The sequence below is a fragment of the Pseudonocardia sp. DR1-2 genome (assembly GCF_023717215.1).
Classification (GTDB): Bacteria; Actinomycetota; Actinomycetes; order Mycobacteriales; family Pseudonocardiaceae; genus Pseudonocardia; species Pseudonocardia alni.
The window spans coordinates 125,218-150,457 of record NZ_JAMQOF010000010.1 but is presented as its reverse complement, the minus strand read 5'-3'; the positions used below and the strand labels follow the sequence as shown (position 1 = coordinate 150,457).

The following is a 25,240-nucleotide window of genomic DNA, read 5'->3' as shown; positions in this document are numbered from 1 at the left end:
GCTGTCTGTTGCCACGGAACTGATGCTGGTGGCAGATGGATTTCAACTGGCGGGACCCCTATTAGCCATGCGACTGACACTCCACCCTCCAGATTGGATTCAGAAGATTCAAAACGGTTGAGCGGGATCGCGTACTGCCTTTAGCTCTGCAGGATCAGCAGGCACCTAGTCGGAATCGCCGTTTGCGTCCAGCGGCCGTGCCGATGTCGGACCGGTGAGAACTTTCTTTACGTCTTCAAGCCGACCCTGACGGGCCGGACGGGCGGCGTCGCTGCCGTCCGCCTCCTGCCTCCGGCCCGGCAGCCGGCGCGCGCACGCCCGTTGGCCGCCCGAAGGCAACGACTGCTCGACTCAGCAACGAGCAACAGTACTTCTCACGCAGGCCCCAGCGGCGAACGCCAGGACGTCAAACAGCAAACGTTGCAAATTATGTCACTCATTGCCCGACTCGCCTGGAGCCGGATCACGCGCATTCAGACGCGCAGCAATAAGCTCGTTGATCGCCGCGACAGCTCCCTCACCTAAACTAGTTGACTCAATAAGCCGCAAATACTGCCCACTCGGATTCTCAACTCGAAACTCGATAACGGTCCGCACCAAGGCAGCGAAATCTTCATTTGAATCCGTATGGCCGATCGAATCGAGTGGGCATATCACCCCTTCCGGCAATTCTATCCCTGCAGCACAAGGAATATCTTCATTGATCAGGGTTAAACGCATAGGGTTCCCGTCCACCTCCCCGACAAAGTGACCCCAAAAATTCTCCTTCGTATCAATAGTCTCGTAGTCGGTACTGCACCGAGCGCAGTCGTCCGCACATCGAGACGCAAGATCCTGCAGGAGCGCTGACCGACAAGGATCAAATAGATGCTGCCTCACTACTGACATAGACTCAGAGGAGATGACAGGCTCCGAGTTCTGCAGAAACCGGTAGGGGTCATCAAGAACCGAGCCCACCGTCTCTGAATCGAGTTTCGCGCAGGCTACGCCAATCGTGTATGCACACGTCTTTACGGCGAGATCATTTGAGATCGAATCCCCGCGCAAGACCTTCCCTAACAGTGAAGTCAGACATACGATTAGCGATCGTAGAACATTGCCACTAGACGCCACCGCCATCCAGGGACGCTCGATCAGCTTGTTCGCGGCCGCGTCAGCGTACGTTGCCGCGACAAGAAACTGATAGTTATCAATCTCAACTCGGCGAGACCAGGCCTCTCGGAGTTCAGGCTCCGTCATCACTCGAGAGTTCTCGAAAAAGTACTCGGCAAGAAAGCTGCATCGTTCCGAGAAACTTAGAGCCGACACCAGCGTCCGCGCGGCCGCCGAGGGGTACGTCTCAACCAGAGACTTGAGCCGCCGCCGATCCCAGAGCTTGACCGTTGGGCCAAGATTCCTAGAATTGTGTCGCTTAACCCAGTCTGATGTCGTATTGGTGAAACTGGAGTTGCTGGCAACGATAAACGTCGACACTCCGACGTAGCTCGTGGAATTGATAGCGCCCTCTTTAACCACGCCAGGCTTGACTGGGCGATCACGTCGCTTACTCTCGATCCACCAGGTCTCTAACTCTAAGTCACCATCGGGAGTAGGGCGACTGAAAGTGGCCTCGATGTCGCGGCCGCCATCGGCCTCGTTAATTGAGGCATGAGACGATCTCCACTCAACACGATAGGCTCCCATCTCTTCCAGGAGAGCGAACAACAGCTCCTCCAGGGCACGCGGAGAGATTGCGTCCCAGGGCAGGTCCTCAGTTAGTCCGGACATTCGTTCTCCAGATGATGGCCAGCAGGTCACACGTGACTCAGAGATTAGCTCACCGATGACACTTCTGGGTTGAGGCCGATGCACATAGTCTTGGTGGACTGATCCGCAGCGCCCGATCGATGTGCGGCCGAATACACAGAGTTGCAGACTCTCTTTCGCCTTGAACAGTGACCCTCACCAGGTAACGGACCTCCCAGATGGGTCTTTGACTCCCTGTCCATCAGAGTCTCCACGCCGAGGCGCCGGCGTCCAGGGCGCTCCGCGTCGCTACGCGAGCGGCTACGCCGCCCCTGGACACCACCACCACGACGAGGTGCGGGGTCAGGACGAGGGAGCCGGGGAGGTGTGGGCCCAACCCCCCACCCGGTCACCTCATGATCGAACCCCACATTTACCTACCTGGAACGACCACCAACAGCACCCACCGGCCACGACCGTCCCGAGACGTTCCCCCAGCTCAGAGGCACCGTCTCGCACTCCCCCTGACCGTCCAGAAGAACGATCTCGGAATCTCTAGGTCGCAGGTTCGAGTCCTGCCGGGGGCGCACTTTCCGCAGGTCGGCGCATCGTCGCCTCGACCGCCTCACGATCAGCCCCACGTTTACCCCACGTATTGGTTCGGGCGGAACGCGCCCAGGGCAGCAGCGGCGTCGATCCCGCGGGTCTTGCGCGACATGTAGACGTCCAGCGTCATCGACACCTTCTCGTGCCCCACGTGGTCGGCGATCTCCCGAGCCGAGAGGCCGGCGACGTCGAGCCGTGTCGCGACCGGGCGCCGAAGGACGTGCGGGTGCAGACCGGGCCCACTCCGACCCCGCGACGGCTTCACGAACATCTGCGACGGCCAGAGTGCCGATGCGCTCGACGCAGTGGCCGGGATTTGCGATCCGCTCCACGGGACCGGGCCGAAGTCGGGTGGGAAGCCACACGGACGGCGGTGATTCCTCGCTCGCTGCGTTCCGCAGCAGGGACCTCCTACGCCGTTCGCCGAGAGGCCGATGCACCCGCCGGCGTCACCACGAGCGGCAGTCTCTCCACTCCACGAAGAGCGATGTGACGCCTCCAGGGCAGCTGATCAGCCGGTACGGCGAGTTCGAGGTGATCGAAGCGACGAAGCAATGCGGGAACAGCGATGCGAGCCTCCAGCCGGGCCAACGGGGCACCGAGGCAGAAGTGGGTGCCGAGGCCGAAGGAGACGTGCCGGTTGGGGCTCCGGGTGATGTCCAGGGTGTCCGCGTCGGGGAAGACGGTCTCGTCCAGGTTCGCGGAGGCGATGAGCAAGGTGACCATGCTGCCCCGCCGGATCGGGGTACCGGCGATCTCGACATCCTCCTTGGCGAACCGCGGTGCCACGAACCCCACGGGGTTGGTGAACCGCAGCATCTCCTCGATGGCGGTATCGATGAGGCCCGGGTCATCGCGCAGCTTGCGAAGCTGGTCAGGTCGGCGGACGAGTTCCAGGACGCCGTTGCCGATCAGGTTGACCGTCGTCTCGTGACCGGCGAAGAGCAGCAGGAACACCATCGAGACGAGCTCGTCGTCGTCGAGCCGGTCGCCGCCTTCCTCGACGTGGACGAGGTCGCTCAGGAGGTCGTCCCCCGGCTGCTCGCGACGCAGTCGCACCAGCTCCTGCAGGAACGTGGTGAGCTCACGCATACGGCGGTAGTTGCGCGCGAGCGAGACGGCTGTCGTCTGCGAGTTGCTCTGGATGGAGGCGAAGAGGGTGCGGAAGCGTATCCGGTCGGCCGGCGGGACACCGAGCATCTCCGCGATGACGGTGAGCGGCAACGGCAGTGCCAGATCCCCCACGAGCTCGATCACCGGCTTCGCGGCGGCGGCATCGAGCAGTTCGTCGGTGATCTCTTCCACGCGACCGGCCAGCTTCGCCACCCGGGACGGGGTGAATGCCTTCTGGACGAGGTTGCGCAGACGGCGATGCTCGGGCGGGTCCTTGAGAACCATGCTGGAGAGGAGCAGCCTCAGCATCCCGGGCGTCCACCACTGGTCCAAGGAGCGCCGTCCGACGTTCCGACGGTCACTGGCGAACCGCGGATCCTTGATGACCTGGGAGACCTCCTCATAACGAGGCAGGAGGAACCCGCCTCCGAGAATGTCCTTCGACCGCAGCACCGGTCCGAGGTCGCGCAGTCCGGCGTAGACAGGACTCGGATCGGCTCGCGAGCCGGCGTCCTCGAACTGCCGGCGGAGATCGACGCGCACCATCGTCATGTTGCTCCTGCCGGCGTGTGGGGTTCCGACGAAGTGACGTCATGATACGTGTGTCGCTGGATCAACGGGTGTGACCACGGGCGCTGACAGGCCGGTTGCCGAGCCTCCCCGACACCTACGGCGTCGACCGCGGAGGATCACGGACGGGGCACGGCCGGTGGCGGGTCGCGGGTCAGCGCAGGCGCACGCTCGCGTCCGGCTCGACGGCGCGGAAGGTGAAGCTCTCCTCCAGGTAGAGGTGCACCTCGCGCGCATCGTGGTCGGAGTAGCCGATCGCCAGGTCCTGGCCGACGTCGAGCAGGAAGTCCCCGCCGCGCTGGCTGACGACCACGGCCCCGTCGAGGCCGTGGGCGCGCAGGATCTGCCCGCCGAGGATGCGGCTCAGGTGTTCGAACAGCGGGTAGCCGCCGTGCTCGGCGGTCTCCACGATGCGGGTGTAGCCCTCGGGCGCGATCGCCATCGCGTAGGGGCCCTCGATGCCGTTGCGGCGCAGCTGGTCCACCGCACGGGCGACGGCGCCGGGGTAGGTGTCGGGGTTGTCGCCCAGGGCCACGGTGTCGTAGGGCGAGACGTCCGCGATGCCGGCGAAGCCGGCCTCCGGCCAGCCGTGGAAGATCGCGCGGTTCTCGATCGCGGCGGCCGCGCGCGCGGCGCGGGCGAGGTCGTCGAACTCCGGGTCCTGCGCGCCGCGCTGCAGGTCGTCGATCTCGTCGCGGGACACCGTGAACGGGACCCGGAACTCGGCGAGCGGCTGCACCCGGCGCAGGCGGGCCGTGATGCCGTCGACGGCGACGCCCGGCGGCGGCCCGTCGAGCCGCTGTGAGCGACCGAGGTCGACCGACGACGTCTGCCAGCCCGCGGTCCCGGTCCAGTCGGCGAGGCGGCGCCCGGCCAGGAGCGGGGTCAGGCGCTCGCGCGCCTCGTCGTCGACGGCCTTCCAGGCGGTCGTGGGGATGGGTGCCTTCTCCCGCAGGAGGTGGTCGTGCACGGCCACGTCTACTTCCCCTTCAGGCTGCCGATGCCGAGCCCGTCACGGGTCGGGTCGGACGGGTCGATCTCGGCCCGGACCTCGTCGACGTAGGCCTCGGGGTCCTTGTCGGAGTTGTCGAGGCCGGCGGTGGTGGGGTGGGCGTCGAGGAACTCGGCGAACTGCCGGCCGAGCGACTCGCGCAGGCCGGTGGTGGCGTTCAGACGGAAGTTGGCGAGGCCCTCGTTCTCCTCCTCGCCCATGTGCTCGTCGTTGGCGCGGCGGGCGGCCCAGACGCCCTCCCACCACTGGCCGCTGCCGACCGGGCTGCGCTCGGCCTGCGCGACGCCGTCGCGGATCTCGTTGTGGTCCCCGATGGCGTCGAGCGTCTCGTCCTCCGGGTCCTCCCCGTGCGCGAGGAGCTGCGGGTAGAAGATCTTCTCCTCGGCGAGGGCGTGCACGTCGAGGCGCGCGGCGAGCGGCTCCCAGAGGCGGGCGAGCTCACGGGGGTCGGAGTCGCGGGCCTGGAGCTCGTCCAGCGCGGCGAACTGTCGGCGGAACCAGGCGTGGTCGTCGAGGATCAAGGTGGTGATGTCCGGCACCCGCGCAGGCTACGACGGTCCGGACCCACCGTCTCCCCGGAGTTCCGGCGGTCGTCGGGGGTACCGGAGGCCGACGGCGAGGTCGGCGGCGGCCGGCCGGTCCCCCGGGTGCCGGCGGGTCGAGTCGGACAACGCCCGGTGCAGCCGGGCCGGCAGCTCGTCCGGGATACGCGGTGGCCGGTGCAGCCGGGCGACGGCGGACTCCACCGTGGTCCCCGGGTACTCCCGCTCCCCGGTGAGCGCCTCGAGCAGGACCAGGCCGAGGGCGTGCACGTCCGCGGAGGGCCCGACGGTCTCACCGGCGACCTGCTCGGGCGCGAGGTAGGCCGCGGTACCCAGGACGGCGTCGGTCCGGGTCAGCACGGAGTGGCCCAGCACGCGGGCGATGCCGAAGTCGGTGAGCCGCGCCCGGCCGGTGTCGGAACAGAGCAGGATGTTGGCGGGCTTCACGTCGCGGTGCACCACCCCACGGCTGTGCAGGTGCGCGAGCCCCGACGCGATGTCGGCGCCGATCGCGGCTGCCCGCTCGACCGGCAGCGGGCCACGGGCCAGCCGGGCCGCGAGCGTCTCCCCCTCGACGAGCTCGGCCACCAGGAAGGGGCGGCCGCGGTCGACTCCCCCGCCCAGCAGCCGCACCAGGCCCGGATGGTCCAGGTGGGCCATGGTCCGCAGCTCACGGCACTGCCGGTCCACGCCGTCGGCGTCGTGGCGGTCGAGGAACAGCTTGACCGCGACCACCCGGTCCTCGTGCGGGTCCCACGCCCGGTACACCGTCGCCGTCGACCCGATACCGACATGGGTCGCCAGGATGTAGCGGCCGGCGATCACGTCGGTCTCCGGGACGGGAGCGCGCATCACTGCCATGACAGACGGTGCCGACATCACCTGTGCACCTGTCCAGACCGGAGCCCGTCGATCACTCTCACGAGCATCCGTAAACAACCCGATGAGGCCATTCCCGGGACCCGGAAGGCCTTGCGGGACAGCGGCAGGACGACGCTCCCCAGCGCTCCGCCGGGGCGGCCCGCCGTCCGCGACCGGACGACCGGGAGCGGCCGGCGGTGCCGGTGCGCCGGCGCCGCCGGCCGCCGTCGCGCCACCGGCCGACGACGCCGTGCGGGTCGTCGCACACCCCGGCCGCGGCCGGGCGGGTCGCCGCCGGGCCTGCGAGGCTCGGACCGACCCCGTCCACCGTCCGAGGGAGCCCCCAGCGCCATGGCAGTCGAGACGCCGGCCGGGGTCTCCGCGGCGTCGGCCCTGCTGGACGCGGGCACGGCGCCCGGGTCGGCGCTGCTGCTGCGCGCGCTGCTGGAGGCCGCGCGGCTGCGCTACGTCGGACGCCCGACCACGCTGCGTTCCCGCGGGTCGGAGGTACGGCTGGTGCCGACGGCCGTCGCGTCGTCGGGGCTCGGAGCCCGGGCGCTGACGACCGGGCGGTTCGCCACGGTCACCCTGGCCGCGCGCGACGTCGCCCGGCCCGGCCTCGCGCTGCGCGGGCTCACCGTGACCGCCGCCGACGTGCGGCTGCGCCCCGGGCTCGCCCCGGAACTGGTGGCCGGTCCGGTGGAGATCGAGGCCGAGCTCGACCCGGACTGGGTCGCCGGGCGGCTGCGCGAGCACGTGCCGCAGGTCGAGGTGGGGGTCGACGCCGACGGCGTCGCCCGGGCCCGGCTGCGTCGCCGTCCCGGGCTCGGGGCCGCCGACCTCGCCGTGTCGGTGGACGGGCACACCCTGTCCTGGAAGGTCACCGGCCTGACCGTCGCCGGGCGGTGGATGGGGCCACCCCGGTCGGCGGACACCCGTCGCTCGGTACGGGCGGTGGTCGACCGCAGCCCGCTGGCGGCGATCCGCTCGGGCCGGGTCGAGCTGCCCGGGCTGCCCGGTGCGCTGCGGCTGCACGGGATCGACCTGGCTCCCGGGCGGATCCTGGTGCGCGCCGGGCTCGACGGGTGGCGCCGCACCGTCCCGCTCGCACGGATCGACGACGTGCTGCGCGGCGCGCTGTCCCTGCTGGACCTGAGCCGCTGACCAGGGGCGGTCAGCTCCGGCGGAGCCGCCGGGTGATGGCGCCCAGGCGCGAGGCCGGGCGGCGCGACGGGAGCCGGCCGGCGACGGCGTCGTCGAGCAGGGACCCGACGGTCTCGGCCGCGCAGGTGCGGTTGGTGCCGATCCCCCCGGACGGGCCCCGCTTGATCCAGCCGACGACGTAATGGCCGGGACGGCCCTCGACGCGGCCCGCGTCGTGCGGGACGACGCCGCGGTCGTCGTCGAAGGGCAGGCCGGCGACCGGGCGGCCGCGGTGCCCGACGGCGCGCACGACCAGGCCGGCCGGGATGTCGGTCCCGTCGGCGGTGTGCACCCCGCGGGCCCGGGTGGTGCCGTCGACCCGTTCGGGCGCCGAGTGGAACCGGAACACCACCCGCGGGCGCTCCGCGGGCACCGACCAGTCGATCTTCTCCCGGCGGGCGCCGCGCAGCAGCGCGTGCGACGGGGACGCGGCGGGGCCGTCGAGGGACTCGGCGATGCGGGGATCGTGCTCGTCGACCACGACCTCGACCGTGCTGCGGCCCAGCAGCTCGCGCAGCTCCGGCGCGGTCGCGGCGACCGCCTCCGGGCCACGGCGGGCGAGCAGCACGACCTCGGTGATCGCACCGGCGCGCAGGGCGGCCAGCGCGGCGGGGTCGATCGGGGTGCCCTCCAGGTCCGCGGCGGGCGCGGTGAGGACCCGGGCGACGTCGATCGCGACGTTGCCGGTGCCGACCACGACGACCCGTCCCGCCGCGGTGTCGACGGCGTCACGCGGCACGTCGGGGTGGCCGTTGTACCAGCCCACGACGGTGTCGGCGGCGATGCTGCCGGGCAACCCCTCCCCCGGCAGGCCCAGGTCGCGCGGCGCGGGCGCACCGACGGCCCAGACCACGGCGTCGTGCCGGGCGGCCAGCTCCTCGGCCGAGACATCCCGGCCGACCTCGGTGCCCAGCCGCATCCGCACCCGTGGGTGGGCGCGGAACCGGGCGAAGGACTCCCCGATCCCCTTCGTCGACGGGTGGTCGGGCGCGACCCCGAACCGCACCAGCCCGCCCGCGACGTCGAGCCGGTCGTAGAGCGTGACCGTCGACGAGGTGTGCAGGAGCAGGTCCTGGGCGGCGTACATCCCGGCGGGCCCGGTCCCGACGACGGCGACGTCGAGCGGGGCCATGTCCGCGGGCAGCGACCGCGTGAACCTGAGCGGGTACCACTGGTGGAACAGCGGGGAGTCGTCCTCCAGCTTCCCGGCGACCGGCTTGCCCTCGTAGTAGTCCGCGTTGACCTCTGCGTACCCGGCGAGCGACGCGCTCAGCCTCTCCACCGGGAAGATCGCGTCGACCGGGCAGGCGTCGGCACACGCCCCGCAGTCGATGCACGCCCGCGGGTCGATGTAGAGCATGTCGGTCGTGGCGAAGTCCGCCTCGTCGGGCGTCGGGTGGATGCAGTTGACCGGGCAGGCCGCCACGCAGGACGCGTCGGTGCAGCAGGTCTGGGTGATCGCGAAGGGCACGGCCGGCTCCGGGTCAGATCAGGTTCGCGCGACGGTAGAAGTACAGCGCGGGCCTGGTCAGCAGGCCGCAGGATCCCAGGAACTCCATGAGCCCGGCGCAGGAGGAGCGCAGCAGCGCCTTGTGGTGCTCGTTGGCGGCCGCCTCGCGCAGGGCCCGCCGGGTGTCGAGGCCGACGTTGGCGTAGACCTTCTCGTTCCACATGCTGGTCACGATGAAGTACGCGGCCATCGCGACCGCCAGCGCCTGCCAGTGACGACGGACGGGGCCGGCGCCGCGCAGGTTCTCCTTGGTCTCCTCGCGGGCGAACTTCATGTGCCGCGACTCCTCCACCACGTGGATGTTGGAGATGGTCCGCACGAACGGGGCGACCCGCTCGTCGCGCATCCAGTCGCGCTGCATGACGTCGAGGACCTCCTCGGCGACCAGGATGGAGGCGTAGGCGGCCTCGCCCCGCCAGGTGGCGGCGCAGAAGCGGCCGAGCGCGACCGTGGAGCGCTTCGGGACGTACGCGGGGGCCCCGAGCTTCGCCGAACCGCGGGCGAACATGATCGAGTGCCGGCACTCGTCGGCGATCTCGGTCAGGGCCCACTGGAACGACGGGTCGGTCGGGTCCTTGGCGTAGAAGTCCCGCAGGACCAGCTGCTGCAGGATCATCTCGAACCAGATGCCGGTGGAGGCGACCGAGGCGGCCTCGTGGCGGGTCAGCTCCTTGCGCTTCGCCTCGGACAGCTCCGCCCAGTAGTCGGTGCCGTAGAGGCTGCTCCACTCCGGGCTCATGCCGTGGTCGTCGGGGTTCAGCGGGGTCTCCCAGTCGACCTGGGTGGACGGGTCGAACGACAGCTCCGCGGACGAGCGCAGGAGACGCTCGGCGGTGTCGTGCCGGTCGGCGGCGTGCCGGACGTCCCCGGTCTCGAGCCCGTGCTCCGGAACGGTGGCGGTCATGTCGACTCCTCGCAGACAACGACGTCAGTGCTGTAACCGCCGGTAACGTTACCACCGGTTACACGTGACGCAAGTCCTGGGATGCGGCACGACACGATCACCGGCCGGCGACACCGGTGCGGGTGACGCACCGTCCACCCGGGAGGGTTATCGTTGCGATGCGCAACTAACCTGGGAGGTCGCGACGTGACACCGGAACGGGACGGACCTGCGGTCGTCGGCACCGTGCGGGGGCGGTCCGGCACCCCCGTGCCGGGCGCGACCGTCACCGTCACCGACCTGGACGGGCGCCAGCACGGGCGGGCCGTCAGCGGCGGCGACGGCACCTACGCCGTGGCCCTGACCACCGGCGGGACCTATCTGGTGGTGACCCGCACCGACGGTGCCGGGCCCGACGCCGGGCTCGTCGCCGTCGTCGCCTCCCCCGCGCGGCACGACGTGACCGTCGCCGGCGGCGGCACGGTGCGGGGCACGCTGACCGACGCCGCGGGCCGCCCGATCGGGGGCGCCGCCGTCACGCTGATCGACACCGCGGGCGAGGTCGTCGCGCACACGCCGACCGACCCGGCGGGCCGGTTCCTGGCCGAGACCCCTGGTACCGGCCCGCACACCCTCACCGCGACCGCACCCGGGCACGGGCCGCTGGCCCGCACGGTCGACGCCGACCCGGCCGGGCCGCCGGTGGAGCTGCGGTTCCCGGCCCTGGCCGGGATCGCCGGCGTCGCGCGCAGCGGCGACGGCCGCCCGGTCCCCGGGGCGCGGATCGTGATCGGCGACAGCGACGGGCGCACCGTCGCCGAGACCACCACCGGCCGGGACGGCAGCTACGAGCTGCACGGGCTCCCGCCCGGACGGCACGAGCTGACGGCGAGCGGCTGGGCGCCGGTCGTCGTCGCGGTGCAGGTGGCGCGCGGCGCGACCACACCGGTCGAGGTGCGCTTCGGCGCCCCCGACCCGACCGACGACCGGATCGGCGACCCGACGAGGACGGAGCAGGGACGTGGCTGAGCTCTACGGACGGCTGAGCACCCCCGACGGCTGGCCGGTGACCGGCGCGACGGTCACCGTCATGGACGCCACCGGCGTGCAGCGGGGCCGGGCGGCCAGCCGGGCCGACGGCGGGTTCGCGGTGGCGGAGCTGGCGGCGGGGCCGCACACGGTCGTCGTCGCCGCGGCGGGGTACGAGCCGTCGGCGCGGGCGGTCTCCCTCGCCGGGGACGGCACCGACCTGGGCCGCGTCGAGCTCGCCCGGGCGGGCGGCGCGGTGCTGCCCACCCCGGGCCTGTGGCGGATCGACCCGCAGCACTCCAGCATCCGGGCCACCGCGCTGCACCTGGGGATGAGCCGCATCCACGGCAGGCTGCGCCGGTTCTCCGGCGACCTGCGGGTGGCCGACCCGTTCGAGGCCAGCTCGGTGAGCGTGTCGATCGACGCGGGCTCGGTGGACTCCGACGACCCCGACCGCGACACCCACCTGCGGACCGCGGACTTCCTCGACGTCGAGACCCACCCGGCCATCGGCTACGAGGGCGACGGCCTGACCCGCGTCGACGCCACCCGCTGGACGGTGCACGGGATGCTGGCGCTCAAGGGCGTCAAGGCCCCCGTCGACCTGCACATGACCTACGGCGGCACCGGCCCCGACCTGTGGGGCGGCACCCGGGCGGCGTTCACCGCCACCACCGAGATCTCCCGCGACGAGTTCGCGATCGACTGGAACCAGTCGGTGCTGGCCGGGGTGCTGGCCGTCGGCCGGACGCTGCGGATCGACCTCGACGTGCAGGCCGTCCTGCAGGAGGACTGACCCACCCCCGGCGCACGGCCGCCCCGCCCGGACGCGCGGTCCGGGCGGGGCGGTCGGCTCGGCCCGGGCGGCCCTGTGCACAGCCGCCCGGGACGGGTCTCAGCTCAGGCCGTCCAGCACGCCGAACGCGGGCGCGGTCAGGTCGACCGGCTTCAGCAGGTCCTCGGGCGCCGCCGCCGCCGCCGGGACGTCCTTCAGCAGGTACACCGGGGTGTTGCCGTCCGCGCGGTCGCCTGCGGACTCGTTCAGGTCGGCCGAGTCGCTCGGCGTCGCCTCGCCGTCGTAGTGCCAGACGGAGCCGTCGTAGTGCGCGTCGCCGTGGCCGTGGCGGCTGCCGTGGTGGCTGCCGTGGTGGCCCTCATCGGCGTGCGCGAGGCCGCCGGCCAGGGTGGCCAGCGCCCCGGCGCCGGCGACGGCGGCCAGCGCGCGGACGGTGGTACGTGCGGTCATCGTGTGAACCTCTCTGGTGGGGGAGCGTCCGGCCGGCTCAGCAGAGCGAGTCGGCAGGCTTGGGGTTGGTCAGGCCGAACAGCGGCCGCAGCCGCAGCCCGACCCAGGTGCCGCCGAGCGCGACGACGGCCCAGATCCAGCCGTGCAGGCTGAACGAGGCGATGCCGGAGAAGTAGGCACCGATGTTGCAGCCGCCCGCGAGACGCGCGCCGTAGCCCATGGCGATGCCGCCGAGGACCGCGCCGAGGGCGAGCTTCCACGGAATCCGCTTGTGCAGCACGAACGCGCCGCCCACCGCGGAGGCCACCAGCGCGCCGATCATGATGCCGAGGTCGAGGTTGGAGATGCGGTCGGCCAGCACCGGGGCGGCCAGCGACCGCGCGTTCGCCGGGACCTGCCAGTACGCCAGCCCCGCCATGTCGAACCCGACGGCCTGCAGGAGCTTCGAGCCCCACAGCGCGAACGCCGAGGTCACGCCCCACGGGGCGGCGGACACGAACAGGACCGCCGCGTTGAGCACGGCGAGCACGACCGCGCCGACCCACATCGGCCACGATCCGCGCAGGACCCGCGCGACGCCGCGCGCCGACGGCGGGCGCTCGACCGGCGGCGGGGTCCGCCGGCGGGCGACCACCCAGGTGACCGCGGTGATCGCGGCCGTCACCAGCAGGGTGACGGCGACGGCGCCGGGGTAGCCGAGCAGCTGGGCCAGGTTGACGCTCGGGCCCTGCGGCACGGTCTGCGTCCAGAAGGTGTGGGTGAATACCGCGAACATCGAGCCGACGACGAACCCGAGCAGGGTCAGCACGATCGCGGACTGCCCGCTGCCGACGGCGAACAGCGTGCCCGAGGCGCACGACCCGCCGACCTGCATACCGACGCCGAACAGGAACGCGCCGACGACGAGCCCGATGCCGATCGGGTTGGTGAACCCCTTCGGCTCGCCGGCGAGGGCGAACCCGGACGAGAGGATCACCGCGAACAGCACCGACGCCGTCGCCAGCATGACCATGTGCGCGCGGATCGCGGCGCCCTGCCCGACGGCGACGAGCTGGCGCCAGCCGGAGGTGAAGCCGAACCGGGAGTGGAACAGGGTGAAGCCCAGGGCCAGGCCGAGCGCGGCGGTGCCGACCATCGTCGCCGGGGCCACCGTGCCCACCCCGACCAGGAACAGCACGGCCAGGACCAGGCCGACGGCGACGACCCGCCACTGCGGCGGGTCGGCGGCGCGGTCCTGCGGCCCGAACGCGGTGCGCCCGCTGCCGGGCAGCTCGCGCAACGCGCGGGCCAGCGTTCCCGGCGACCGGCCGGGCGGGTCCTTCGTGATCGACACGGGAGCCTCCTCGTGGGTGGTGGTGGTCAGGGGGTGGGTCCGGCGGGGGCGCCGGTCCCGGGGTCGGTGTCCGCCCATCCGGGCCCGGTCAGCGCGGAGCCGATCCGGACGATCGCGCCGCCCGGGAACCAGGCGGCCTCGTTGGGGCCACCGTGGTGCCCGCCGTCGTCGGCGTCGGCGGTCATCGGCACGCTCACCGGGGCGGCACCGTACAGAGCCGGTGCCGGGTCGGTGTAGGCCTCTCCGGTCGTCGCCGCCCAGGCGCGCAGCCCCGACAGCGACGGGGCGGATCCCGGTGCGACGGCGGCGAGCGTCCGCACGTAGCGCTGCGGGACCTGTTCCTGCGGGCCGAAGTCCAGCGGGAGCAGGGTGCCCGGGCTCTGCCCGAGCACTCCCCCGGTCAGCAGCCACGGCGCGAGGTAGGTCCCGCCGAGCGCGGTCGGCGTGGTCTGCGCCGCGCGGGCGGTGTCGCGGACCGTCGTCGCGGCGTGCTGCCAGCCGGACACGACGACCAGGGCGTCGTCCGGGCCGGGGGCCGGGCGCACCGGCAGCCCGGCGGCACCGGCCGCGGTGCGGACGACGTCGGCGGCCGCACGGGACCGGGGCGACACGTCACCGGCGATCGCCAGACCCGGCGCCCCCTGGGAGGCGAGCGCGCGGACGGTGCCGCGCAGCGCCAGGGCGTCGGCCGGGTCGAGCCCCTCCGACGGGCACGGGCCGGGTGCGGGGTCGCCCCCGGCCAGGATCCGCCCGACGGCGGCGGACAGGCACTCCGGCCCGTCGGCGCCGCTCGCGCCGGCGGGGGCGGTCCGGTCGGTGCCGACGTCGACCGGCACCGCGCGGGCCGGTCCCCCGGCGGTGAGGGTGATCGAGGTGGTGCCCTCGGGCAGGTCGACCAGTGCCCAGCCGCCCGGTGCGCCGGAGCGGGCCGTGAACGGCACGTCGCGGTCCCCGGTGCGGACGGCGTAGCCGGCGGGGGCGCCGGTGTCCCCGTGCCCGGCGGGCATCGTGGCGTCGGGCCCGGTCACGGTGACCCCGGCGCCGGTGAGCTGGACGAGGTTGGGGCCGGGGCGCATCGGGGAGACCGCCAGGGTGAGCGGTCCGGTGCCGAGGTCGACCGAGCGCAGCAGGGCCTGTCCCGGGACGGCCGCGGGCGCCGGCGCCGGGAGGGCGGCGAGCAGCGACGCCGCACCGACGGCGACGACCGCGGCCAGCGCGGCGGGGGTGCGCACGCGGTCGCGCACCTCGTCGGCGCGGACCCGGTTGGCCGCACGGCGGATCAGCAGCGTCTCGGCGAGCAGCAGGGCCGCGACCGCGGCCGGGGCCACGACCGTCACCAGCGCGGCGCGGCCGAACCCGGTGCCGTGCACGTCGGTGAGCGAGAACGGCCCGGCGACGGCGAGCCGCACCGCGGCGAGCACGGCCCCCACCGTGCCCGCCGCGATGCCGAGCACGCGCACCCGGGCGGGCCGCGTGTCGTCGTCGGTGCGGGTGGTGACCAGGTGCACCGCCGCACCGGCGGCCAGGGCCCCGGCGACGGCGTACCCGGCGTCCGGCGCGAACCACGGCGCGCCGGGGGCGCCGGCGAGCTGGAGGACCAGCAGCGCGGTCACGGCGGCTGCGGGCAGCACGGCGAGTACCGGGCGGGGACCGACGAGCAGCGCCGGTACCGCGACCGTGACCAGGAGGAGGAACAGGGTCCAGCCGGTGAGCCCGGCGCCGGACCGGGTCACCGCGGCAACCGCGGCGGAGACGGCGACGAGCGCCGCGACTCCCGCGACGACCCGCTCGGCGCGTCCGGGCGCACCGGCCAGGACCCGGACCAGACCGGTTCCGGCCACCACGGCGAGCGCGGTGAGCAGGACCAGCCGCAGGGCCGTGTCCGCGAACGGCACGCCGTCGAAGGGTCCTCGGGCGAGGACCGCCGGGGCGGCCCCCGCCACTGCACGGAGCAGGGCGGGGGCGTCCCCGGCCGGGCCGGCGGGCACGAGCCCGCCGGCCGGCACCGGCGTCACGATCGACGAGGGGGACATCATCAGTCCTTGATGTCCTCGTCGGCCGCGACGAACAGCATCGAGTGCGGCTTGGCGTTGCCGAAGTCGCCGTGCGGCCAGTGCTGGCGGTTGAAGCTCACGCACGTGTCGCCGGTGTCCTCGTCCGTGAACGACTCGTCCAGGCTCAGCGAGCCGTCCGGGGCGATGTCGGTCATGCACAGGCGGTGGTCGCCGTCGAGCCCGGTGCGGGCCACGAAGTAGTTCGCGGTCGCGAGGCGCGTGGGCCGGTCGGTGTGGCGGTAGTAGCCGTCGTCACCGCGCTCCAGGTTGTCCAGCGCGCCCCAGTGCGGGCCCGCGCCGGTCTGGTCCGGGTTGATGCCGACCGTGCCCTTGATCGTCGGGCAGTCGCTCTCGGCGCCACCGGCGGTGGTCTCCTCGATCGTGTCGATCGAGCACTGCGGCGCGTTGCCGGAGGCCAGGAGCTTCTCGATGTCGAGCGCGACGACCCCGCCCGCGGTGCCCTTGTCGTCCGGGCCCAGCGTCCCGGCCTTGCGACCGATCGTGGCGTGGTAGAGCGTCGTGTCGTCGGCGCTGGTCTGGATCCAGCCACCGTTGGCGCTCGGGCCGCCGTTCTCGCCACCGACGCCCAGCTCGGGTGCGGAGGTCCCCAGGTCGAAGACCTCCTTCCACTCCGGGTTCTCGGCGGTGATGTCCGGCGTGTAGAAGATCGCGCCGCCCTGCATGGTCTGGGCGAACGCGCCCTTGTTCTCCGGCCGGTTGGTGACCGTGGTCTCCATGACGGCGCGGTTCTCGTTGCGCAGCGGGTCGACCCCGTTGGAGCGCGGGCCGGTCGGCAGGTACTGGACCGACTTGACCTTCGGCTTGTTCAGGTCGGAGATGTCCCAGGTCCGCACGGTGGGCCGGCGCAGGTACGGCGACGGGTTCTTCACCGGGTCGAGGATGATCGACCGCGGCTCCGCGTAGTCACTGGTCACCATGGTGTTCAGGTCCTCGCGGACCTGGATGCCGTGCGGGTTGGCGCAGGTGGGGTTGCCCAGGGCCGGCATGTTGAGGCACTGGGTGGGGTCCTCGGGCGTCTCGGTCGCGGCCGGGGCCTCGACGAGGTTCCTGCCCTCCTGGTCGAACCGGATCACCGAACCGGGAGAGCCCGCGAAGCCGTTGCCGGTGCGGACCTCGCCGTTGGTGTACCGGCACGGGCCCGGGGCGACGGGGCCACCCATGTAGGTGCCGTAGGCGGTGCCGTCCTTCAGGACCCAGTACGCGTCCGGGACCGAGCCGCAGAGCGTCTGCGACGGCAGCGAGATGCCCGACAGCGTGATCTCCGGCAGCGCCGCGACGTCGAAGACGTAGGTGGCCGCGGAGAACAGGCCGCCCGCGTAGATCTTGTCGCCCTTGCGCCACGAGTACTGCATGTGGTGCGGCTCGTTCTCCACGAGCGGGCCGACGGTCGCGGTGTTGACGACCTTGCCGTAGTCCGGGGTGCCCTTGGTGACGTCGACGACGGCCAGGAAGTCCGGACCGGGGAGCGCGTCGCGGACCTTGTCGACCGGGTCGAGCAGCGACCCGGGCAGGTTGCGCACGTCGGCGACCGCGGTGTCGGCGACGTTCTCGTCACCGGCCCAGACCAGCGCGTACTCCTTCTTGGGCCCGTCGGCGGACTGCTGACGGGCCTCCGGCGTGAGGTTGTTCTCGACCCAGTAGTTCTTGCCGTCGGCGCCGGTGACCTCGGACTTGACCTTGTCGATCGTTCCCTGGGCCGACGCGGGGATCGCGACGACCCCGGCGACGACGGCGGCGCTCGCGAGGGCGATGAGCCCCCGCCGCGCCCAGCGGGACTGCGGGAGCAGGCTCATTCGCCGGCCCCACCGGACAGGAAGGTCGGGGTGATCTGCTTGGGCGCCTTCGACACGACGTCGACCAGCCCGGCGGCGGGGACGCCCGCGGGGGCGAAGTCGCGCAGCTGCTGGATCGGCTGGTCGGAGTCGAACGCCTCGTAGGACGACTCGACGGGCGGCGCGGTGGGCGCCGGGTCGGGCTGGTCGTCGTTCGGAGCGCTGAGGATCGGGCCGAGGTCGGGGACCAGGTCCGGGGTGGCCGCCTGGGCCGCGCCGGACAGGCCGATCAGGGCGGTGCCGGCGAGAGCGGCGCCGCCGGCGATCAGCCGGGCCCGGGACGCGGACCGTGCGCGGTGCTGAGGCACGACGTGTCTCCTTCTTTCGTGACGGGGAGCGAGGTGGGGTCCGATGTGGACATCCGCCGAGCGGCGAGCCGCGGCGTCGTCCGTCGTGGACGGCGCCGCGGGGCGCGGGCAGGTGCGGGCGTGCCCTCCGAGGGGCGTCGGACCCCGCCCTCCCGGGCCGCCGGGAGGGCGGGGCGGGAGGTCCGCGCGGGGGCGCGGTGGTGTGTCGGGGAGTGCGGGGGCGGTCCCGTGGCTACCGCGGCTGCGGACCCCGTGCCGGGGACGGCGTGCGGCGGAGCGCGGGCGCGCCCCGGGAGCCGGGCGCGGTCAGGCGCCGGAACAGAGCGCGCTCGCCTGGCGGCGCAGGTCGACGTGGCGCCGAACCGCGAACCGGGAGACGAGGTGCATGGGAATCAGTAAACAGACCCGTTCGGAGCAACGCGACACCGGACAGGTCCACATCATGGGAACGGGGTCGCAGAGCCCCGAGATCGGGCGTGGGGAGTGACCTGGGCTACTCCGTACGGACCGGGACGACCCGCCCCGCGGTGCCGGAACACGGCGAAACGAATCACCTGATCGTGTCAACGACGTCGGGAACCGGTTCGCTTCGAGGCGCTGACCTGCGACGACGCACGACGCGACGGGCCGTACGGGAACCCGTCCGGACAACCCGGGCGGCCGTCGATCCCGTGACCGGCACGAGCGGGGGTCCGGTGCCGCATCCGGCAGCGGACCCCTCGCCGTCGACGATCACCCCAGTCCGAGCATCCGCACCGCGTTGTCCTTGAGGATCATCGGCCGGACGTCGGGCTTCATCTCGAGGGTCTCGAAGTCCGCGAGCCACCGGTCGGGGGTGATGACCGGGTAGTCCGAGCCGAACAGCACCTTGCGGCGCAGCACCGTGTTCGCGGCCCGCACCAGCTGCGGCGGGAAGTACTTCGGCGACCAGCCGGACAGGTCGATGTACACGTTGGACTTGTGGGTGGCGATCGAGATCGCCTCGTCCTGCCAGGGCACCGACGGGTGGGCGAGCACCACGGTGAGGTCGGGATGGTCGGCGGCGACGTCGTCGAGCAGCATCGGGTTCGAGTAGCGCAGCTTGATCCCACGTCCGCCCGGCAGTCCGGCGCCGATCCCGGTCTGTCCGGTGTGGAACAGCGCGGGCACGCCCAGCTCGGCGATGGCCTCGTAGAGCGGGTAGAAGCGCACGTCGTCGGGTTCGAACGCCTGCAGGCTGGGGTGGAACTTGAAACCGCGGACCCCGTGCTCGGTGACCAGCCGGCGGGCGCGGGCGACGGCCGCCTTGCCGGTGTGCGGGTCGACCGAGCCGAACGGGATCAGGACGTCGTCGTGCGCGGCGGCCGCGTCGGCGATCTCCTCGCTGGACAGCGGCGGGTGCCCGGTGCCCGACGGCGCGTCGACGGTGAACACCACCGCGGCGATCCGGCGTGCCCGGTAGTGCTCGGCGATCGCGTCGATGGTCGGGGTGCGGTCCTGGTCGGCCTTGAAGTACTTCGCCGAGGCGTCGAGCAGCTCCTGGTCGAGGGCCAGACAGCCGTGGCCGTCCTGTTCGACGTGGACGTGCACGTCGATCGCGTCGACGGCAGCGAGGTCGATGGGCATGGGGAACCTCCGTCAGGGGAGCTCGGTACGGGACTTGGCCTCGAGCAGCGCGGCCAGGACGCTGTCGCGGCGGGCGGCGAGCGCGGGGCCGTCGAGGTCGCCCAGCTCGTCGCGGACGCCGTCGACCAGCGTCGCGGCCAGCTCGGGGGTGAGCGTGACCTGGCCGAGGTCGCGCCACCACCGCTCGGTGGGCGGACCGAGATGCTCGAGGATGTGCGCGAGGCCGCCGGGGCCGCCGGACAGGTGCTGGTTGGCGAACGGGCCGAGCACCGCCCAGCGCAGGCCGGGGCCGTGGGAGATGGCGGCGTCGACGTCGGCGACCGTCGCGACACCCCGCTCGACCAGCGAGTACGCCTCCTGCCACAGCGCGGCCTGCAGCCGGTTGGCCAGGTGGCCCGGCACCTCGGCCCGCAGCCGGACCGGCCGCTTGCCCAGCGCGGTGTAGAAGGCGAGCGCGGCCTCGACGGCGGACTCCGCCGTCCGCTCCCCCGGCACGACCTCGACCAGCGGGATGACCTGCGGCGGGTGGAACGGGTGCCCGACGAGCACCCGCTCGGGGTGGCGGGCCGCGCCGCGGGCGATCGTCGTCGGCAGCAGGCCCGAGGAGCTGGAGGCGAGGACGACGCCGGGGGCGGCGGCCTCGTCCAGCTCGGCGAACAGGGTGTGCTTGAGGTCCTCGCGCTCGGGGCCGTTCTCCTGCACGAACCCGGCGGGCCCGGCGGCGTCACCGGCGCTGCCCGCGAACACCAGGTTCGCCACCGGCAGCGGGCCGTCGTGGCCGGGGAACGGGCCGAGCTCGGCGAGGTCGGCGCGCAGCCGGTCCTCGGCGCCCGGTGCGGGGTCGAAGGCGCGCACGTGCAGGCCGCGGGCCAGGAACAGCGCCGTCCAGCCGACGCCGATCACCCCCGTCCCGACGACGGCGACGGTGCCGACCCCGGCCGCGGCACCGGCGCCGCCGGGGGTCCCGGGCGCGCTCACGCCGGCGTCCCGGAGGCGAAGTGGACGAACGCGTCGAGCGCGGTCGGGTCGGCGAGCACGTCGCGGGAGGCGACGTCGTCGACGGCCGCGCCGAGCAGGATGCGCTTCACGGGGACCTCCAGCTTCTTGCCGGTGCGGTTGCGCGGCACGACCGGCACCGCCTCGATCCGGTCCGGGACGTGGCGCGGGGTGAGCTCGCCACGCAGCGCGGTGCGGATCCGGGTGACCAGGGCGTCGTCGAGGGGGGTGCCGTCGGCGGGCTGCACGAACAGCAGCAGCTCGCCGTTGCCGCCCGCGGGGTCCTCCAGGTGCACCACGAGCGAGTCCTCGACCTCGGGCAGCTCCTCGACCACGCGGTAGAACTCGGCGGTCCCCAGCCGGACGCCGCCCCGGTTGAGGGTGGCGTCGGAGCGGCCGGCGACGACCGCGGAGCCGTCGGCCGAGAAGCGGACCCAGTCGCCGTGCCGCCACACGCCGGGCCAGGTGGCGAAGTAGGTGTCGCGGTAGCGGCTGCCGTCGTCGTCGCCCCAGAAGCCGACGGGCATCGACGGCATGGGGGCCCGGATGACCAGCTCGCCGAGCTCGCCGACGACCGGGCGGCCCGCGTCGTCGAAGGCGGCGGCGTCGACCCCGAGGCAGGGCCCGGAGATCTCGCCGGACCACACCGGCTGGAAGGGGCTCCCCTGCACGATGCCGGAGCAGACGTCGGTGCCGCCGCTGCCCACGTTGAGCAGGACCTCGGGGCCGAACTGCTCGGCCACCCAGCGGTAGCCCTCCGGCGGGAGAGGGCTTCCGGCGGCGCCGATCTGGCGGACCGCGGACAGGTCGTGCTCGGCGGCCGGGCGCAGGCCCGCGGCGCGCGAGGCCATGAGGAACCCGGGGCTGGCACCCAGCAGCGTCGCGCCGGTCTCGGCGGCGAGACGCCACTGCCACCCGAGGTCGGGGTGGGCCGGGTTGCCGTCGATCAGCACGATCGAGGCCTGCCGCAGCAGCCCGGACACCAGCGCGTTCCACATCATCCAGGCGGTCGTGGAGTACCAGAGGATCCGGTCGCCGGGGCCGAGGTCCCAGCTCAGGGCGTGGTTCTTGAGGTGCTCGACCAGGATGCCGCCGTGGCCGTGCACGATCGCCTTGGGCAGCCCGGTGGTGCCGGAGGAGAACAGCACGCACAGCGGGTGGTCGAACGGGACCGGGTCGGCACCCGGCTCCGGGTCGGCGGCCAGCAGCTCGTCCCAGGTCATCGCGTCGGGCACGGTGTGCGGCCCGTACGGCACGGCGACGACGTGGCGCACCCCGGGCAGCCCGGCGCGCAGGGCGGCGACCTCGTCACGGCGGTCGACGTCGCGTCCGGCCCAGCCGTAGCCGCCGACGGTGAGCAGCACCACCGGGTCGACCTGGCCGAACCGGTCGAGCACGCTGCGGGCGCCGAACTCGGGGGCGCAGCTCGTCCAGACCGCGCCGAGCGAGGCCGTCGCGAGGAACGCGACGACGGTCTCGGGCAGGTTCGGCAGGTACGCCGCGACGCGGTCGCCGCGGCCGACGCCGAGCCTGCGCAGCCCGGCCCGGGCGCGGGCGACCTGCTCGCGGAGCCCGCCCCAGGTGAGCTCCACCCGGTCGCGGGTCTGGGAGCAACCCACGACGGCGACGTCGCCCTCGGGGCCGTCCAGGGCGTGCGCGGCGTAGTTCAGCGTCGCGCCGGGGAACCATTCGGCGCCCGGCATCCCCCGGCGCCCGAGCACCGCCCGGGGCGGGGTGTCGAACCGGACGCCGAGGTGGGTCGCGACCGCGGACCAGAACGCCTCGGGCTCGGTCACCGACCAGCGGTGCAGCGCGGCGTAGTCGGGCAGGGTCAGGCCGTGCCCGCGCTCGACGGCGGTGACGAACCGGCCGATCTCCGTGGTCTCCCGGACGTCGTCGGCGACCGGGCGCAGCAGCTCGCTCACCGGCGCACCTTCCCGCCGCGGCCGTCGAGGAAGGCCCGCATCCTCTCCTGGGCCTCGGCACTGGACGAGGCGACGGCGGCGACCAGCGACTCCATCATGAAGCCGTGGTCCGGGGAGGCCTCGGCGATCCGCGGCAGCGCCTGGAGCACCGCGACGTTGGTGATCGCCGAGTTCCCGGCGACGGTGCGGGCCAGCTCGCAGGCGCGGGCCAGGCCCTCCCCCGGGCCGGTGCGGTAGTGCGACAGGCCCAGCGTGTGGCCCTCGTCGGCGTCGAGGACGCGGCCGGTCAGCATCATGTCGGTCATCCGGTGCACGCCGATCAGCCGCGGCACCCGCACCGACCCGCCGCCTCCGACGAACAGGCCGTGCTGGCCCTCGGGCAGCGCGTAGAAGGTGGAGTCCTCGGCGACGCGCAGGTGGGTGGCCGAGGCCAGCTCCAGCCCGCCGCCGACGACGGCGCCCTTGAGCACCGAGACGACCGGCAGCCGTCCCTCGGCGAGCCGGGCGAACGCGCGGTGCCACATCCGCGAGTGCTCCATCGCCCCGACGACGTCGCGGTCCCCGAGCTCGGACAGGTCCAGCCCGGCGCAGAAGTGGTCACCCTCGGCGTCGAGGACGACGGCGCGCACCCCCTCGGGCGGGCGGGCGAAGAAGTCCTCGATGCCGAGCACGGTCGCGTCGTCGAGGGCGTTGCGCTTGCGGGGCCGGGACAGGCGCAGCACGGCCACCTCGTCGTGGCGTTCCACGGTCAGCGACTCCGGCAGAGAACTCACGACAGCTCCTCGGCGACGGCCGCGGCCGCACGCAGGTCGACGCGCCGGACCTTGCCGGACGCGTTGCGGGGCAGCTCGTCGACGAACCGCACGTACTTCGGGACCTTGTAGCGCGCCAGCCGCCCGGCGAGCAGCGCGCGCACCGCGTCGGCGTCGAGGTCGGTGCCGGGGCGCAGCTGCACGTAGGCCGCGCCGACCTCGCCCCAGCGTTCGTCGGGGACCCCGACGACGGCGCAGTCGGCGATGTCGGGATGGGTGACCGCGACCGCCTCGACCTCGGCCGGGTACACGTTCTCGCCGCCCGAGATGATCATGTCCTTGACCCGGTCGACGGCGAACGCCCAGCCGTCCTCGCCGGCCCGGAGCACGTCGCCGGTGCGGAACCACTCCCCGCGCCGCGACGCCGCGGTCTCGTCCGGGCGGTTCCAGTAGCCGGGGCTGACGTGCGGCCCGCGGACCAGCAGCTCGCCGGGCTCGTCGTCGAGGGGGGCGAGCTCGCCGTCGCGCTCGACGGCGACGTCGGTGAAGAAGTGCGGCACCCCGACCGAGGTCGGCGGGTGCGCGGCCGTGCCGTCGCGGGTCGCCATGTGCACCCCGGGCGAGGCCTCGGTCATCCCGTAGCCCTGCTGCAGCGCGACGCCGCGCTCCAGCCAGGCCCTGGCGACCCGCTCCTGCACCGGGGACCCGCCGTAGACCACGGTGCGCAGCGACGACAGGTCCGTGCCCGCGAACGACGGGGACTCGCACAGCATCTGCAGCATCGTCGGGACGGCGGCGAAGCTGGTGATCCCGGCCTCGGCGATCCGGCCCAGGACCGCCGCCGGGTCGAACCGGGCGACGAGCTCGACGCTGCCGCCCTTGAACAGCGTGGGCAGCGTGACCTGGGAGAGCCCGACGCAGTGGAACAGCGGCGAGATGCACAGCGTGCGCTCGTCCGAGCAGACGTCGACGTGGGCGAGCTGGTTGACCGTGTTCCAGGTCAGGTTGCCGTGGGTCAGCACCGCCGCCTTCGGACGACCGGTGGTGCCGGAGGTGTAGAGCAGCACGGCCGGGTCGTCGAGACCGGCACCGGCGTCGTCGCGGGCCGGCCCGCGGGCGAGGTCCTCGACGCCGCGCACGACCGGGATCCGCGGCGCGGTCGCGGCGACGAGGTCGTCGGCGTCGGCGCCGTGCACGAGCAGCGTCGCGCCGCAGTCGTCGAGCATGTAGCCGACCTCGGCGGGGGCCAGGCGGTAGTTCAGCGGGACCGCGACCGCGCCGAGCCGCCACGCCGCGAAGCAGGTCTCCAGGGTGGCGACGGCGTTCACCCCCAGCCAGGCGACCCGGTCCCCCGGCCCGACGCCCCGCTCCGCCAGACCGCCGGCGATCCGGGCGGCGCGCCCGGCCAGCTCGGCGTGGTCGACCGCCCGCTCCCCGTCGGACAGGGCCGGCGCGTGCGGACTGATCCGCGCGCGGCGGGCGGGCCAGGTGCCCAGCCCGAGGCCGGGACCGGTGATCGGGCTCATGGGGCTCCCTCGCTCCTTGATATCAACTAGCTTGATAGCAAGGTGCTTGCCATGGGGTCAAGCATCGCCGTCCGGCGGGATCCCGTCGCGACCGGCCAGCGCGGCGAGGCACCGTTCGAGGGCGTCGGCGAACACCTCGGCCTGGTCGGGCTCCAGCGCGTCGAGCATCCGGCGCTCGACGACCCCGGCCGCGGCGTGGCAGCGGGCCAGCGTCGCGTCGCCGTGCGGGGTGAGCCAGACCTGCAGGATCCGGCGGTTGTCCGGGTCCGGACGGCGCTCGACGATCCCGTCGCGCTCCATCGCGGCGACGAGCTGCTGCATCGCCTGCGGGGTCACGAAGTGCCGTCGCGCGAGCTGCGCCGAGGAGAGCCCGCCGCGGCGCTCCAGCACGCTGAGCGCGGTGTACTGGGCCAGCGTCACGCCCAACGGGCGCAGCGCCTCCTCCATCCGGGCCCGCTCGGCCATCTGCAGGCGCTTGACCAGGTAGGTCAACCGCTGCCCCCGCGTCCCCGTCGGTACCGACGCCGCATCCGTCACGTGTGCGATCCTAACGATCGTGGCGCTGATCACAAGTAACTTGCTATAAAG

Annotated in this window: 22 protein-coding genes; 3 read left to right on the top strand and 19 right to left on the bottom strand. The window is 73.1% G+C overall.

The genetic code is table 11. The annotated features are described in order from the left end of the window. Window positions 1-432 precede the first annotated feature (432 nt). The 6 genes from ND486_RS25495 to ND486_RS25470 all read right to left on the bottom strand — a co-directional run bounded on the left by ND486_RS25495 (window position 433) and on the right by ND486_RS25470 (window position 6,420). Window positions 433-1,767 (bottom strand): restriction endonuclease, encoded by a 1,335-nt coding sequence (locus ND486_RS25495; protein WP_285899258.1) that lies wholly within the window; start codon window positions 1,765-1,767, stop codon window positions 433-435. A 601-nt stretch (window positions 1,768-2,368) separates the two neighbouring features. Continuing rightward, complete coding sequence (locus tag ND486_RS25490) at window positions 2,369-2,602, bottom strand: tyrosine-type recombinase/integrase (RefSeq protein WP_251786903.1); 234 nt, start codon at window positions 2,600-2,602, stop codon at window positions 2,369-2,371. A gap of 140 nt (window positions 2,603-2,742) precedes the next feature. Then, the gene (locus ND486_RS25485; protein ID WP_251786902.1) at window positions 2,743-3,996 is read right to left on the bottom strand and encodes a cytochrome P450; all 1,254 of its coding nucleotides are present in this window, start codon (window positions 3,994-3,996) and stop codon (window positions 2,743-2,745) included. Window positions 3,997-4,168: 172 nt separating this feature from the next. After that, complete coding sequence (locus ND486_RS25480) at window positions 4,169-4,984, bottom strand: family 1 encapsulin nanocompartment shell protein (RefSeq protein WP_073577214.1); 816 nt, start codon at window positions 4,982-4,984, stop codon at window positions 4,169-4,171. Window positions 4,985-4,992: 8 nt separating this feature from the next. Beyond that, window positions 4,993-5,565: a hemerythrin domain-containing protein gene (locus tag ND486_RS25475; RefSeq protein WP_208822666.1), complete on the bottom strand. Its 573-nt coding sequence runs from the start codon at window positions 5,563-5,565 to the stop codon at window positions 4,993-4,995. 9 nt (window positions 5,566-5,574) lie between these two features. Next, window positions 5,575-6,420 carry a serine/threonine-protein kinase gene (locus ND486_RS25470; RefSeq protein WP_251786901.1) on the bottom strand — a complete coding sequence of 282 codons (846 nt, stop codon included), beginning with the start codon at window positions 6,418-6,420 and terminating at the stop codon, window positions 5,575-5,577. A 360-nt stretch (window positions 6,421-6,780) separates the two neighbouring features. Here ND486_RS25470 and ND486_RS25465 point away from each other — a divergent pair, with 360 nt between their 5' ends. Further along, entirely contained in the window at window positions 6,781-7,593 is an 813-nt protein-coding gene (locus ND486_RS25465; RefSeq protein WP_251786900.1) for an LmeA family phospholipid-binding protein, read from the top strand. Window positions 7,594-7,603: 10 nt separating this feature from the next. Here the strand turns inward: ND486_RS25465 and ND486_RS25460 are convergent, their stop codons facing one another. Next, entirely contained in the window at window positions 7,604-9,103 is a 1,500-nt protein-coding gene (locus ND486_RS25460) for an FAD-dependent oxidoreductase (RefSeq protein WP_251786899.1), read from the bottom strand. Window positions 9,104-9,116: 13 nt separating this feature from the next. After that, a complete protein-coding gene (locus tag ND486_RS25455) occupies window positions 9,117-10,046 on the bottom strand; it encodes a diiron oxygenase (protein WP_251786898.1) in 930 nt (309 codons plus the stop codon). A 186-nt stretch (window positions 10,047-10,232) separates the two neighbouring features. Here ND486_RS25455 and ND486_RS25450 point away from each other — a divergent pair, with 186 nt between their 5' ends. Next, on the top strand, window positions 10,233-11,054 hold the full coding sequence (locus ND486_RS25450; protein WP_178374055.1) for a collagen binding domain-containing protein: 822 nt from the start codon (window positions 10,233-10,235) through the stop codon (window positions 11,052-11,054). Next, the gene (locus ND486_RS25445) at window positions 11,047-11,850 is read left to right on the top strand and encodes a YceI family protein (protein WP_251786897.1); all 804 of its coding nucleotides are present in this window, start codon (window positions 11,047-11,049) and stop codon (window positions 11,848-11,850) included. Before ND486_RS25450 ends, ND486_RS25445 begins: the two co-directional genes overlap by 8 nt. Before the next feature lie 99 nt (window positions 11,851-11,949). Here ND486_RS25445 and ND486_RS25440 read toward each other — a convergent pair whose 3' ends face one another. From ND486_RS25440 to ND486_RS25390, 11 genes are all read right to left on the bottom strand, one after another. Continuing rightward, entirely contained in the window at window positions 11,950-12,300 is a 351-nt protein-coding gene (locus tag ND486_RS25440; protein ID WP_251786896.1) for a hypothetical protein, read from the bottom strand. Window positions 12,301-12,337: 37 nt separating this feature from the next. Then, complete coding sequence (locus tag ND486_RS25435; protein ID WP_251786895.1) at window positions 12,338-13,633, bottom strand: YeeE/YedE family protein; 1,296 nt, start codon at window positions 13,631-13,633, stop codon at window positions 12,338-12,340. A gap of 26 nt (window positions 13,634-13,659) precedes the next feature. Next, window positions 13,660-15,666, bottom strand: coding sequence for a hypothetical protein (locus tag ND486_RS25430; protein WP_251786894.1), 2,007 nt, complete (start codon window positions 15,664-15,666; stop codon window positions 13,660-13,662). 2 nt (window positions 15,667-15,668) lie between these two features. Beyond that, entirely contained in the window at window positions 15,669-17,501 is a 1,833-nt protein-coding gene (locus ND486_RS25425) for a selenium-binding family protein (RefSeq protein WP_251786893.1), read from the bottom strand. Continuing rightward, window positions 17,498-17,848, bottom strand: a complete 351-nt coding sequence (locus ND486_RS25420) for a hypothetical protein (protein ID WP_062400879.1) — start codon at window positions 17,846-17,848, stop codon at window positions 17,498-17,500. The genes ND486_RS25425 and ND486_RS25420 overlap by 4 nt, the downstream gene beginning before the upstream one ends. A 732-nt stretch (window positions 17,849-18,580) precedes the next feature. Beyond that, a complete protein-coding gene (gene couO / locus ND486_RS25415; protein WP_251786892.1) occupies window positions 18,581-19,453 on the bottom strand; it encodes a 4-hydroxyphenyl-beta-ketoacyl-CoA hydrolase in 873 nt (290 codons plus the stop codon). Window positions 19,454-19,465: 12 nt separating this feature from the next. Then, window positions 19,466-20,431 (bottom strand): 3-hydroxyacyl-CoA dehydrogenase NAD-binding domain-containing protein, encoded by a 966-nt coding sequence (locus tag ND486_RS29935; RefSeq protein ID WP_251786891.1) that lies wholly within the window; start codon window positions 20,429-20,431, stop codon window positions 19,466-19,468. Next, window positions 20,428-22,374 (bottom strand): acetoacetate--CoA ligase, encoded by a 1,947-nt coding sequence (locus tag ND486_RS25405; protein WP_251786890.1) that lies wholly within the window; start codon window positions 22,372-22,374, stop codon window positions 20,428-20,430. The genes ND486_RS29935 and ND486_RS25405 overlap by 4 nt, the downstream gene beginning before the upstream one ends. Further along, the gene (locus ND486_RS25400) at window positions 22,371-23,147 is read right to left on the bottom strand and encodes a crotonase/enoyl-CoA hydratase family protein (RefSeq protein WP_251786889.1); all 777 of its coding nucleotides are present in this window, start codon (window positions 23,145-23,147) and stop codon (window positions 22,371-22,373) included. Before ND486_RS25400 ends, ND486_RS25405 begins: the two co-directional genes overlap by 4 nt. Next, on the bottom strand, window positions 23,144-24,652 hold the full coding sequence (locus tag ND486_RS25395) for a long-chain fatty acid--CoA ligase (protein WP_208822641.1): 1,509 nt from the start codon (window positions 24,650-24,652) through the stop codon (window positions 23,144-23,146). The genes ND486_RS25400 and ND486_RS25395 overlap by 4 nt, the downstream gene beginning before the upstream one ends. Before the next feature lie 57 nt (window positions 24,653-24,709). Next, the gene (locus ND486_RS25390) at window positions 24,710-25,189 is read right to left on the bottom strand and encodes a MarR family transcriptional regulator (protein WP_226355660.1); all 480 of its coding nucleotides are present in this window, start codon (window positions 25,187-25,189) and stop codon (window positions 24,710-24,712) included. Between the last annotated feature and the right edge of the window lie 51 nt (window positions 25,190-25,240).

Bases quoted from the DNA above. Each gene is read 5' to 3' on its own strand.
- ND486_RS25495 (WP_285899258.1), bottom strand. From the start codon at position 1,767: ATGTCCGGACTAACTGAGGACCTGCCCTGGGACGCAATCTCTCCGCGT.
- ND486_RS25490 (WP_251786903.1), bottom strand. From the start codon at position 2,602: ATGTTCGTGAAGCCGTCGCGGGGTCGGAGTGGGCCCGGTCTGCACCCG.
- ND486_RS25485 (WP_251786902.1), bottom strand. From the start codon at position 3,996: ATGACGATGGTGCGCGTCGATCTCCGCCGGCAGTTCGAGGACGCCGGC.
- ND486_RS25470 (WP_251786901.1), bottom strand. From the start codon at position 6,420: ATGCGCGCTCCCGTCCCGGAGACCGACGTGATCGCCGGCCGCTACATC.
- ND486_RS25465 (WP_251786900.1), top strand. From the start codon at position 6,781: ATGGCAGTCGAGACGCCGGCCGGGGTCTCCGCGGCGTCGGCCCTGCTG.
- ND486_RS25455 (WP_251786898.1), bottom strand. From the start codon at position 10,046: ATGACCGCCACCGTTCCGGAGCACGGGCTCGAGACCGGGGACGTCCGG.
- ND486_RS25440 (WP_251786896.1), bottom strand. From the start codon at position 12,300: ATGACCGCACGTACCACCGTCCGCGCGCTGGCCGCCGTCGCCGGCGCC.
- ND486_RS25430 (WP_251786894.1), bottom strand. From the start codon at position 15,666: ATGTCCCCCTCGTCGATCGTGACGCCGGTGCCGGCCGGCGGGCTCGTG.
- ND486_RS25425 (WP_251786893.1), bottom strand. From the start codon at position 17,501: ATGAGCCTGCTCCCGCAGTCCCGCTGGGCGCGGCGGGGGCTCATCGCC.
- couO (WP_251786892.1), bottom strand. From the start codon at position 19,453: ATGCCCATCGACCTCGCTGCCGTCGACGCGATCGACGTGCACGTCCAC.
- ND486_RS25395 (WP_208822641.1), bottom strand. From the start codon at position 24,652: ATGAGCCCGATCACCGGTCCCGGCCTCGGGCTGGGCACCTGGCCCGCC.